This window comes from Armatimonadota bacterium (assembly GCA_018268395.1).
GTDB lineage: Bacteria > Armatimonadota > Fimbriimonadia > Fimbriimonadales > Fimbriimonadaceae > JAEURO01.
This window is the reverse complement of record JAFDWQ010000001.1, coordinates 164,524-176,134: the sequence shown is the minus strand read 5'-3', so window position 1 is coordinate 176,134 and position 11,611 is coordinate 164,524. Positions and strand designations below refer to the sequence as shown.

The 11,611-nt window shown below is 64.1% G+C and carries 13 protein-coding genes; all 13 read left to right on the top strand.

The annotated features are described in order from the left end of the window. Positions 1 to 65 precede the first annotated feature (65 nt). The 13 genes from pilM to ribD all read left to right on the top strand — a co-directional run bounded on the left by pilM (position 66) and on the right by ribD (position 11,598). Positions 66 to 1,280, top strand: a complete 1,215-nt coding sequence (pilM, locus tag JST30_00830) for a type IV pilus assembly protein PilM (protein MBS1712858.1) — start codon at positions 66 to 68, stop codon at positions 1,278 to 1,280. A gap of 9 nt (positions 1,281 to 1,289) precedes the next feature. Then, positions 1,290 to 2,189, top strand: a complete 900-nt coding sequence (locus tag JST30_00825; protein MBS1712857.1) for a hypothetical protein — start codon at positions 1,290 to 1,292, stop codon at positions 2,187 to 2,189. A 15-nt stretch (positions 2,190 to 2,204) separates the two neighbouring features. Next, on the top strand, positions 2,205 to 2,951 hold the full coding sequence (locus tag JST30_00820; GenBank protein ID MBS1712856.1) for a hypothetical protein: 747 nt from the start codon (positions 2,205 to 2,207) through the stop codon (positions 2,949 to 2,951). 4 nt (positions 2,952 to 2,955) lie between these two features. Continuing rightward, on the top strand, positions 2,956 to 3,696 hold the full coding sequence (locus JST30_00815; protein ID MBS1712855.1) for a hypothetical protein: 741 nt from the start codon (positions 2,956 to 2,958) through the stop codon (positions 3,694 to 3,696). A 68-nt stretch (positions 3,697 to 3,764) separates the two neighbouring features. Beyond that, complete coding sequence (locus tag JST30_00810) at positions 3,765 to 4,484, top strand: secretin and TonB N-terminal domain-containing protein (GenBank protein ID MBS1712854.1); 720 nt, start codon at positions 3,765 to 3,767, stop codon at positions 4,482 to 4,484. A gap of 35 nt (positions 4,485 to 4,519) precedes the next feature. Next, a complete protein-coding gene (locus JST30_00805; GenBank protein MBS1712853.1) occupies positions 4,520 to 6,088 on the top strand; it encodes a hypothetical protein in 1,569 nt (522 codons plus the stop codon). 123 nt (positions 6,089 to 6,211) lie between these two features. Further along, positions 6,212 to 6,664: a shikimate kinase gene (locus tag JST30_00800; protein ID MBS1712852.1), complete on the top strand. Its 453-nt coding sequence runs from the start codon at positions 6,212 to 6,214 to the stop codon at positions 6,662 to 6,664. After that, positions 6,661 to 7,680 (top strand): 3-dehydroquinate synthase, encoded by a 1,020-nt coding sequence (gene aroB / locus JST30_00795; GenBank protein MBS1712851.1) that lies wholly within the window; start codon positions 6,661 to 6,663, stop codon positions 7,678 to 7,680. The genes JST30_00800 and aroB overlap by 4 nt, the downstream gene beginning before the upstream one ends. Then, complete coding sequence (locus JST30_00790) at positions 7,677 to 7,883, top strand: hypothetical protein (GenBank protein MBS1712850.1); 207 nt, start codon at positions 7,677 to 7,679, stop codon at positions 7,881 to 7,883. The genes aroB and JST30_00790 overlap by 4 nt, the downstream gene beginning before the upstream one ends. Next, positions 7,880 to 9,655 carry a PASTA domain-containing protein gene (locus tag JST30_00785; GenBank protein ID MBS1712849.1) on the top strand — a complete coding sequence of 592 codons (1,776 nt, stop codon included), beginning with the start codon at positions 7,880 to 7,882 and terminating at the stop codon, positions 9,653 to 9,655. The genes JST30_00790 and JST30_00785 overlap by 4 nt, the downstream gene beginning before the upstream one ends. Next, positions 9,652 to 10,305: a ribulose-phosphate 3-epimerase gene (gene rpe / locus JST30_00780; protein ID MBS1712848.1), complete on the top strand. Its 654-nt coding sequence runs from the start codon at positions 9,652 to 9,654 to the stop codon at positions 10,303 to 10,305. The genes JST30_00785 and rpe overlap by 4 nt, the downstream gene beginning before the upstream one ends. Continuing rightward, complete coding sequence (locus JST30_00775) at positions 10,287 to 10,574, top strand: hypothetical protein (protein MBS1712847.1); 288 nt, start codon at positions 10,287 to 10,289, stop codon at positions 10,572 to 10,574. Before rpe ends, JST30_00775 begins: the two co-directional genes overlap by 19 nt. Then, positions 10,564 to 11,598: a bifunctional diaminohydroxyphosphoribosylaminopyrimidine deaminase/5-amino-6-(5-phosphoribosylamino)uracil reductase RibD gene (gene ribD / locus JST30_00770; GenBank protein MBS1712846.1), complete on the top strand. Its 1,035-nt coding sequence runs from the start codon at positions 10,564 to 10,566 to the stop codon at positions 11,596 to 11,598. The genes JST30_00775 and ribD overlap by 11 nt, the downstream gene beginning before the upstream one ends. Positions 11,599 to 11,611: the final 13 nt, after the last annotated feature.

The following is an 11,611-nucleotide window of genomic DNA, read 5'->3' as shown; positions in this document are numbered from 1 at the left end:
CGTTGACAGCCAGTCGCTCCGGGTGCTATGATGATGCCGCCTGCTGAGCTAGGGAAAGATCGTTCATGGCCAAGAAATTGAGCAGTGTCCTCGGTGTGGACATAGGAAGTCAGACCATCAAGATCGCCGAGGTCAAGTTGCAGGGCGGACGCCCGACCGTGACCGCTCTTGGACTGGCCCAAACTCCGGACGGTGCCGTCGACCATATCGGCATCCACGACTACGACAGCGTCTCGAACGTCCTGAAGCAACTCTGCGGTTCGGCAGGGGCCAGCGTCGGCGACGTCGTGATCTCGGTCGCGGGCCAAGGCGCGGTCCTTGTCCGGACGCTCGAGGTCCCTGCGATGAGCGACGCGGAGCTCAAACAGCACATGGACTGGGAGATCACCCGGAACATCCCGTTCGCCGAGAGCACGGTCGTGAGCGACTACAAAGCGTTCCCGCCGGCCCCGAACAACCCACAGAACATGGACGTCGTGATGGCGATCGCGCCGCAGTCCGCGGTGGACTCGCTGATCTCGCTCGTGAAGAAGTCTGGCCGTAAACCGGCCGCGATCGACGTCGAGCCGCTCGGCATGGCCCGGACGGTCGCTACGGCCTACAGTTCCGAGCTTGCGGGCAAGTCCGTCTGCGTGGTCGACATCGGCCACAAGACGACGGCCATCAACGTCTACCGGGACGGCAAGCTCTTGATGCCTCGCCAAGTCCCGATCGGCGGAGAAATGATGACCAAGGCGATCGCCGACGGTCTTGGTGTGTCCTTCGACGAGGCCGAACACATTAAGTCCGAAGTGGTCGTCCCGACCGGGCCCGGAGCCCAGTCCGGGTCGTACAACCCGTTCGATACGGCCGCGACCCAGACGTTCACCCCTTACAACCCGTTCGCCGAGCCCGACGAGTCGTTGGGCGCCCCGCCGGCAGAGCCCGCGGCCGAAGAGGCCGTTCCTGCCGCCCCGGTCCCGGTGGCCCAGGACGTCGCTCCCGACCGGGGTTATCAAGCGATGGCCGCGGTCATGGACGAGTTCGTGGCCGAGGTGCGGCGCTCCGTGGACTATTTCCGCAGCAAAGGCGGTGAGGTGGACATGCTGCTGGTCTGCGGCGGCGGGGCGAAAATGAAGGGGCTAGTCGCCTTTCTCGAATCCGCGATCGGACTTCCTGCCGAACTCATGGACCCGCTCCGGGGCCTGACGGTTTCGGCGAAAAAGACCGACAGTTTCCGTGACGAGGACCGTCAGGAGTTCGCAGTGGCGCTGGGCAACGGCCTGCACATCTGCTTTTAAGGACGAAAGATGAAGCTCAACCTGCTGCCAACGCACGTCTCAAAGGAAGGACAGTCCAAAGTCGCCTGGGTCGCGTCCGGCCTGATGGTGGTCGGCGCCATCGCCGTCGGCGCCTATGCGATGTTCTGGTCGAACCAGGAACTGACGGCCGCGAAGGACCGGGCCGCCAAGTACAAGACCAATTACGACACGGCGGTCGCCACGGCCAAGAAGGCCGACGACATCATGGCCGGTTCCGTGGTCATCGACCGGAACTTGAAGCTGGCGAACGCCATGCTCAAGCACAATACGGTCTATCCCGACCTGTACCGCGACGTCCTGTCCTATGTCCCGACGTTCTTCCGTGTGACGGACGTCACCGCGACGTCGCTGGGGCCGGGGCTGTGCACGGTCTCGTTGACGGGCGTCATCCAGACGTACCAGCAATACGCGGACATCATGCTCGCGATGTTGAGGATCCCGGGAGCGACGAACGTGACCCGGGCCGGTTTCGCCGACGTCCGGCCGGTCGTCCCGGCGCTGAACGACGGCGACCAACGCGGCCTCCCCGTGAGGCCGGGCGAATCGAATTTACCGAGCGACCCGATGGCCAGGCTCGAAGAGATGATCGCGAGGGCCGAATCGGCTCCGCGCGGATTCGTCGGGGCCGAAGGGTTCGGCGTTCCGGACGCGACCCGGAAGGGCGCGATGCCGGACTGGTCGGTCATCACCCTGGTCGTCACGATCAACCGGGACATCCAGACCCCGGACCCTGAGGCGACGTTGAGGGCCCAAGGCGGCGCGTCCAACTCGCCCGCTCCTGGCGGCGGCGGCGGCCCTGGGAACACGACGCCGACACCGAGCGGGCCGGCGCCCGGTCCGGCCGGACCGAACAACCGTCGCGGCGTCGGAGGGGACAACGCCGACTAAGGAGGCAGAACGGTCATGAAATTAAGTCCAATTTCTATCTTCGTCATCGGGTTGAGCCTTGCCGTGATCGCGGCGATGGTCACCCTGACGAACTTCCTGCCGAACGTCGAGGAAGCCAAGTACCAGAACGAACTGGCCAACCGCTACATCGAGCAAGCCGGCAAGCAGAAGCAGGCCAACGACAAGGTCAAGAAAGCCGAGCAAGACGTCCAGAAGATGGAGCTCGAGTGGCAGAAGATCGTCGCGGTCAAGACGCCGCCGAACAACGTGGGCTCGGGCGGAATCAACCTGGCGGTCAACCGCTGGCAGTTGACCAACGATTCCGTCAAGTTCCGGAACAGCGTCCAGAACGCCGTCAACGCCCAATTGCGGCGCGGCGGGGTCAGGGTCGTGAACGGTCCGCGGATCCCGTCGCCTCCTGGCAACGCGGCCCAGATCGTCGAGTATTACAACTATCCTGCGATCCGGTTCCCCGTGTTGGTCTTCAACTTGGGTGCGGTCACGGTGACCGGGAGCTACGCGCAGATCATGTCCCACGTCCGGGCCTGGTCGAGCATGCCGAACTATCTGGCCGTCGCGGACGGTCTTCAGTTATCAGGGACGACCCCGACCATGACGGGGACGTACAATCTGACCCTCGTGGCCTACATCCGGGGCACGGAAGTCGCGCCGACCGTGCCGGAATCGACGGGTGCGGGCGGCGGTCAAGCTCCGGGCGGCAACGCTCCGAGCCCGACCGGCCCTAAGCCGGGAGGCAGATAAGGCGATGAAAACAGTCGGTCTACCGATCATTAGGAACAGGAACACCATGTCGAAGAGCTGGATCGTGCTGGGAGCGCTGGCCGTCGTCCTGACGGGATGCGACGTCGGCGACAAGACGCAGGAGCTGACGACCGTACCGCCGTACAACCCGCCGGCCCATCAACCGGCCGCTGCGGCCGGCATCGGCGCGGCCGTCGTCGCGACGCCTGGGAACGACGCCTTGCAGCTCGCACAGACAAAGTTCTTCCGGACACGGCGGGACGCCTTTGCGCTCCTTCCGTCAGAAGCCACGTTCGAACGGGCCCAAACGTCGTTCCGGCTCTTGAACGACGGCGGCGGCTTTGCGACTATGTTCACTGAGCCCGAGGCCAAAGACGACGTCGCGCCGGTGGTCGAACCGTTGCCGGCATGGCGCCTGACGGGCGTGATCATCGGGAACGGTGTCGTCGCGCTGCTCGATACCGGCAACGAGGTGTTCGACATCCGGCCTGGCATGAAGATCCCGAACAGCGACTGGACGGTGGTATCGATCGACTCCGACCGTGCCGTCCTTCGGAGACCAGCGGGCAAACTTCCGACCGTCTTCGTCGTCCCGTTACAAGGCGCACCTCCTCGAGACCAGCCATCGGGCGGTACAGGCGGAGGAACGGGCGGCGGCAACCGAGGCGGAAACGACGGGCCTCCTTCCGGTCCGAGCCGCGGCAACCCGGCGGGCGGTGGCGGCGCCTCCATGAGTGGAAGCTAAAATGAATTCGAAATCGACGACAGCGAAGCCATCGGTCATCTCGGGCTTCTAAGACTATGAGGACCAGAATGAAATCAAGAACTCTCTTCGGAACCTTGCTGGGCTTCGCGGTACTGGCGACGGCATTGACCGCGCCCGTTTCCTCGACGGCCCAGAACCAGGACGTCAACAACCAGAACATCGCCGAACTCAACCTCGATCAGGCTGACGTCCGCGACGCTCTGAAGGCCCTGTTCAAGATCGTGAACGCTAACTACACGGTCTCGCAGGAAGTCCAAGGCACGGTCACCGTCCATTTGAAGGACGTCCCGTTCCAGACCGCGTTGAGGAACATCCTCAACCAGGTCAATGCGACGTACCGCGTCGAGGGCACGACCTACACGATCATCCCGAAGCCTGAAGTCAACTTGAACCCGGGCAACACGGACACCGGCAACCTGCCGAACACGTCGACGTCCAAGCCGACGGTCCGGATCAAGGTCCGCCACGCCGACCCGCAGTTGATCAGCCAGATCCTCGCGGGCACGATCGACATCGGTACGCAGCCGGAGTCCAGCACCATGACGGGGCTCGGCGGCGGCGGCGGCTTCGGCGGCGGCGGCTTCTCGGGCGGCGGTTTCAGCGGCGGCGGCTTCTCGGGCGGCGGTTTCAGCGGCGGCGGCTTCGGCGGCGGCGGCTTTAGCGGCGGCGGCTTCGGCGGCGGCGGTTTCGGCGGCGGCGGCTTTAGCGGCGGCGGCTTCGGCGGCGGCGGCTTTGGCGGCGGCGGCGGCGGCGGCTTCGGGCGCTGACCGCTCAGGACGACACGATCAGGAGGATACTGGTAATGAATTGGAACAGACTCGCAAGGACCGTCGCGGCGCTCGCGGCGACGGTCTCGTTCACGACCCTCGCATTCGCGCAGGAGGACGTCCTTCAGAAGAAGGTCGACCTCTTCCTGCGGGACGCCGACCTTCAAGCAGCCATCCAGGCGCTGACGCTTCAGACGGGCCTCCAGTTCGTCGTGAAGCCCGGCTCCGGCGACTTTAAGAAGATCAGCCTGCAGCTCAGCCAGCAAACGGCGGAGCAGGCGATCCGGTACATCTGCGACGCGGCAGGCGCCTATGCCGAGAAGGACTCGAACGGCGTCTTCGTCATTTCGAGCGGCAAAAAGGAAGAGCCGACCACCGAGAAGCAGCAGCCCGAAGTCGCGGTCGCGAGGCCGCACATCACCAAGACGATCAAGCTGATGAAGGCCGATCCGGACCTGGTCCGGGCGATGCTGAAGGACGTCGTCTACGACAGCGACCACGGCCTGACCGAGATCGACAAGTTCATGCAGAACTCGTCGACGACGCCGAAGGCGATGAACAACGTGTTCCAGATGTACGGTTCGGGCCAGTCCGTCCTTCAGACGGCGAGCCCCAAGCCGACCACGTCGGACATCGTCCTGCCGGACGAAGCGGCCCCACAGTTGGGCGGCGGCGCCGGAGGCGGCCAACCCGGCGGTGGAGCGGGCGGACAGAACAACCCGGGCGGCCAACAGGGCGGCGTCACGGGGCTCCGCGGCGGTGACGGCCTCGTGCCGCAAGGCATCGACCGCATCATGTACGACCCGACGGACAACTCCTTCCTCGTGCAAGGCACAGAAGAAGCCATCCGCGAACTCGAACGGATCATCGAGCAGTTCGACAAGCAGCCCCGACAGGTCGTCATCAAGGTCGAGTTCGTTTCGACGACGCAGAGCTCGGACCGTGCGCTCGGCATCGACTGGCTCTATAGCCGCGGCACCGTCAACGCCGGCGTCCGGCCTGGCGAGTTCGCCCGGTCCGGCGACCCCGTGTTCTTCAACTATGCGACGGGCAACATCAGCACCCGCTTGCGGACCCTGATGAACAACGGTTGGGGCCGCGTGGTCAGTGCGCCGTTGCTTCGGACGTTGAACAACCAGACGGCGCTCGTTTCGCAGAACGTCACGACCTACCTCTTCCTGCCGATCGTCACGAACGGCCCCGGTGGTCAGACCACGTTCTACAACCCGACGCCTCTCACGATCCAGACGTTCTTGGTCGTCCGGCCGCGTATCAACAACGACAACTCGATCGCGATGACCCTGACGCCGCAGATCGCGAACATCACGGGCTTCTCGGTCGGTCCGGACGGCACGCAGTACCCGAACTTCACGAGCCAGCAGATCCAAGTGGCGACCATCGTGAAGAACGGCGAGACGATCGCTCTGGCCGGGTTCACGACGAAGAACGACAGCTACACCGTGAAGAAGATCCCGGTGCTGTCCGACCTGCCGATCATCGGCCAACTGTTCCGGGGCCGCAACGATGCCAAGAGTTCGAGCGAGCTCGTGGTCTTCGTGACCCCGAACATCGTCCAAGAAGACGAACTCGGTCTGCAACCGTAAGACCGAGCGGAAAAAACCAGTATCCTCCGGCGACGGACGGGAGCGATCCCTTCCGTCGCTTCGTTTTCTATGGCTCTCGTGATCTTGGTCGGTATGATGGGTAGCGGGAAGAGTACGGTCGGCATGAAGCTGGCCGGATCGCTCGACGTCCCGTTCCTCGATACGGACGTCTTGCTCGAGCGGCGGCTCGGACGCCCGATCCGTCAATGGTTCCAGATCTATGGCGAGACCGCCTTCCGCGAACACGAGCACTTGGTCCTTGCCGAGATGACCGAGGAAGAAGGCGTCTTAGCGACGGGGGGCGGGATCGTCCTCCGTGAAGACAACTGGGCCGAAATGCACCGTTTGGGCGTCGTCGTCTTCCTCGACGTCCTGCCTGAAGTCCTCAAAGAGCGGTTAAGGACGACCAAGCGCAAGCGGCCCTTGCTCGAACATGCCGACTGGGAAGAGCGGTTCGACTCTCTCCTCACCCAGCGCCGCGACCTGTACCTTCGAGCCGATTTCGTCGTGCCCTCAGGTGCGGAGGACCATGACGTCGTCGCGTCGCGCATCAAGGAGATGCTGCTGGGGGAATGACGGTCGAGACCTCCCGGGGCGAATATCCCATCCGCTTCGTCGACGTTGCGGAGGCATTCGCGGGTCTTCCGGTAGATGTCCGGACGGTCACGGATTCGAACCTGTCGAGGCTGTATCCGGACCTCCTCGACGGTCGCACCGTCCGTTCGGTGCTTGCCGGAGAGTCGAGCAAGTGCCTCGGGGAGTTCGGCCGTTGTACGTCCTGGCTCGCCGAGACCGGCGCCAACCGGCGGACGACGGTCGTCGCGTTCGGAGGTGGCGTGGTCGGAGACTTGGCCGGCTTCGTCGCCGCTGCATACATGAGGGGCGTAGACCTCGTGATGGTGCCCACCAGTTTGATGGCCATGGTCGACTCGTCGATCGGTGGCAAGGTCGCGATCGACCTTCCGGAAGGGAAGAACCTCGTCGGCGCCTTCTGGCCGCCAAGAGAAGTCCGGGTCGCGACGGGGTTCCTCAAGACCCTTCCGCACCGTGAGCTCCTTTGCGGGGCGGCAGAAGTCTGGAAGTACGGGCTGACCCTTGACGCCGGTCTGCTTGCCGAGCTCGAGACCCAGCCCCTGGGACTCGGGTCGGACCTGGACGGGATCGTCCGAAGGTGTTTGGAGCTGAAAGCGGAGGTCGTCCAAAACGACGAATTCGAGACGACGGGCCGCAGGGCCGTCTTGAACTTCGGCCACACGGTCGGACACGCGATCGAGGCGCTTCAGGAGTATCGCGGACTCAACCATGGCGAGGCTGTCGCCGTAGGGATGGTCGTGGAAGCGAGGCTCGGAGAGCGGATCGGCGTCACGGAGCCCGGAACGGCCGATCGGGCCCGCTTGGGCCTCGCGTTACAGGGGCTTCCGACCGTCGTTCCCGAGGGCCTTGCGGCCGAAGCGTTGGCCGACGCCATGCGCCGGGACAAGAAAGTCGAGGGGCAGGGCCTGACGTTCAGCCTCGTGGAAAGGCCAGGCGAGTGTAAACTTATCAGAGGCGTGGAAAGGTCGGCAGTCCTGGAAGCGTTGGCGATACGATGAAGGCTCTGCGAACGGCCGTCGGACTGGCGGCGGCGCTTCTGTCTGCGGGAGGCTATTTCGCGAGCCAGTGGTCTTATTTCTCGGGCAGTACGGCCCGCTACGTCGCGCAATTGGACGCCTCGCCTGTGCCGCTCGTCGCGCTCGTGGTCCTTGTCACGGCGGTGGCCCTGAGTTTCGTACCTGACCAGGAGCCTCGAACATGATCGGGGACCTCATCGCCGTCCGGTATGAAATCCAGCAAGAACTCGAAACGTCCCCTTTGTTCGCCAGCTATCGGGCGCTCGACCGTCAGTCCGGGAAGGAAGTCCGCCTCCGGATCCTGGAAGAGCCGTTCAATGCCGAACGGAAGTTCTCGATGGCCTTGAAGGACCATGCGGAGCAGCTCCAGCCGCTCGTGCACCCTTCGCTCGAGCGTGTTCTGGACGTCGTCGAGGACGAGGAACGGCTGATCCTGGTCAGCGAATACGTCCCGTCGTCCCCGATGGACGAGCGCGTGCGACGGCTGGCCTCGTTTTCGGTCCAATTGGCGGTCGGGACGGCGGTCAGCGTGTCCGAGGCCCTCATGGTGGTGCATCAGGCAGGCTTCGTCCACGGGGACATCAGCGGCCGTAACGTGCTCGTGACCCCCTCGGGGATGGTCAAACTGTCGATGTCCGGCTTTTGGACGACGTATCCGGCGAGCTCGAAGGCCGGGCTCGCGATGCTGCGCGGCATGGCGCCTTACCTGGCTCCGGAAGTCACTGCGGGCGGGATGCCGAGCCGTGCGTCCGACATCTATGCCGTGGGTGTCTTGATCTATCAGATGCTGGCGGGACGGTGTCCGTTTGGCGGAGACTCGACCGTCGCCATCGCGACGAAGCACGCGACCGCGCCTTATCCGTCGGTCCGGTCGATCAACCCTTCGGTGCCGCCTGCGCTCGACGAAGTCATTCGAAAGTGCATGGCTAAGTCTCCGAGCGAGCGATACGCCAGCGTGAACGACCTCCTGTCCGATCTGCGGTCGATCCAGGACGCACTTCGGTTCGGACGGCCGCTGACGTGGCCCCTTCGGGCCGGAGACGTCGAGGCGGCCCCGGTCGCTCCCGTCGTCCAGGAGCCTGCAGAGAGACCGAAACAGACTTTGAAAAAGCAAAGGGCGAAACCAGCGGATTCGGACGGCACACCGCGATGGCTCGTCGGCCTGGTGTACCTCTCGATCATCGGGACGTTGATCGGAGTGTTCGCCTACATCGGGTTCATCACGCACCGTCCCAAGCTCATCGACATGCCCAACATCCGCTTCAAGACACAAGCCGAGGCAGCGATGGTCTTGAACAAGCTCGGACTCCGCATGTCGGTCGAACGGAACGTCGCCAGCGACAAATACCCTTCGGGCGTCATCTTGGACCAAGACCCGGAGCCGGGTCGCCACAAGGTCAAAGAAAACGGCATCGTCCAGGTCGTCCTGAGCGCAGGCGGACGGTTCGTGGAGGTGCCGGACCTGCGCGGCATGACGATCGAGGAGGCTAGGAAAGTGTCGCAAGACATGGACCTCGACCTTTCCGAAACGATCGACCGGGTGCGCGACAAAGACCTCGCTGAGGGCCTGATCGTCTCGCAGAACCCTGAGGCCCGCAAGAAGATCGAGCGGGGTTCGAAACTCCGCGTCAAGGTCAGTAACGGGGACAAGTCCGTCGAAAACGGCACCACGTCCAGCGACCGGTACACGTACAAGCTGAAGGTGACGATGCCTCCGGGAGCGGCGGCGGTCCTTGTCCGGATCGATATGACGGACGACCGACAGACACGAACGATCCATGAAAAGAAGCACGAGCCGAGCGAGACGTTCGATATTCAGGCCGATGGTTTCGGCAAGGAAGTCACGTTCCGGGTGTTCTTCGACGGCGATCTGATCGACCAGGTTCAAAAGAAGGCGGACGAGGCCGACGCCTTGCCGGACGACCAGCCGGCCGACGACGGAAACGCCCGACAATGAACCCGAAGATCGCTCCCAGTATCTTGTCCTGCGACCCGTCCGATTTCCGGAGGCCGGTGAAGGAGATGATCGACGGAGGGGCGGACTGGATCCACTTCGACGTGATGGACGGCCAGTTCGTGCCGCCGATCACGTTCGGGGCGGGCCTGGTCCGTAGCCTGAGAGGCTTGGGCGGAACACCGTTCGAAGCCCACTTGATGACGGAGACCCCGGACCGGCACTTCGACGCCTTTATCGAAGCGGGTTGTCAGCGGGTCGTCTTCCACGTCGAAGCGACGCCGCACGCCCATCGACACGTGCAGCGACTGCGGCAGAGCGGTGTGCAAGCCGGCATCGCGTTGAATCCGGGGACGCCGTTCGAGACGGTCCTCCCTCTGTTGGGCGGGCTCGACGTGGTCTTGGTCATGACCGTGAACCCAGGTTGGGGAGGGCAGTCCTTGATCGAAAAGTGCATCGAGAAGGTCGCTCAAGTGCGGTTGGCCGATCCCGACGTCGAGATCGAGGTCGACGGTGGTGTCGAGCCTTTGACGATCGGACGACTGTGGGAGGCCGGAGCGACGACCTTCGTGACGGGCAGTTACTTGGTGTCCGGAGGCACGATCCGAGGCAACATCGAGGAGCTCAAGAACGCGTGCGTCTCAAAGTCCTGACGACCGGCTTTCTCGTCACAGGCATCGTCCTGATGCTGTGCTGGCCGATCGTCGTCGGGGCCAAACCTCCTGTCGACGCGGGCCGTCCCCGCTTGGTGCAGTGGGGGCGGCGGGCGATCCTGTACTTCGGCGTCACGGCAGGAGTCTGGGTCGGCACGGCGTTTTCGGCGCTCCTGCTCGCCCGGCAAACCCGGAAAGAGTTCCTTCTAAGCGAGAAGGCCAACCTCACCGGCCTCGTCGAAGGGGCTCTCCGTGACCATGAGCGGTGATCCGGCCGCATTCATGGGCCGGGCGGTCGAACTGGCCCGCGGCGGCTATCCGGCTCCGAACCCTCACGTCGGCTGCGTCCTGGTCAAAGACGGCCGCATCGTCGGGGAGGGCTTTCATCGTTTTGCCGGAGGTCCGCACGCCGAGATCGTCGCTTTGAACGAGGCGGGTCCGGCCGCGCGAGGCTCGACCGTCTACGTGACCCAGGAGCCTTGCTCCGGCCATGGGCGGACGCCGCCCTGTACCGAGGCTCTCTTGGCCGCTGGAGTGAAGCGGGTCGTTGCAGCGACCCTCGACCCCAATCCGGCGATGTCCGGCGGTCTGGAAGTCCTCAGGTCCAAAGGGGTGCAGACCGAGTCGGGCCTTCTGGCCGACGACGCAAGGGCGGCGAACGTCGTCTGGCTGACGGCCATGGAACGCAGGCGACCCTATGTCACGGTCAAAGCCGCGGTCACTCTGGACGGTTTCATGGCGCGATCGGACGGGACAAGCCGCTGGATCACGTGCGAGGCGTCCCGCAGGGCAGGTCGGTTGCTGCGAGCCGAAATGGGGGCGGTGCTCGTCGGGCGAGGGACCGTCCAGGCCGACGACCCTCTCCTTACCGTCCGGGAGCCTGAGGCGGTCAATGAGCCCGTGCGCGTCATCATCGACCCTCGGGCGGTCCTGACCGGAAAGGAGCGCGCCTTCCAACAGCCTGGTCAGACGGTCTGGTGCGTCGCTGGACAGCGGCAAGCCGACCCGAGGCAACTGCCGATGGACTTTGGCGACGGGTTCGAAGTGCGGTTGCTCGAGTCCCTCTTTACGATCGGTGTCAGAGGTGTGCTGATCGAGGGCGGTCCAGAAACGATCGGCCGGTTCGCGAGGGCGGGAGCCGTCGATCGGCTCATCACGTTCGTCGCCCCGACGGTCTTTGGTACCGGCGCTGCCTTTCCCTACGCCGCTTTTGGGACATGTGACCTAGTACTTTTACGTGCTTTCCAGTCTGAAACGGACGCTGCGCTCGAATTTGCTTGCGTTTGCACGTAAATCACTCTAAAAT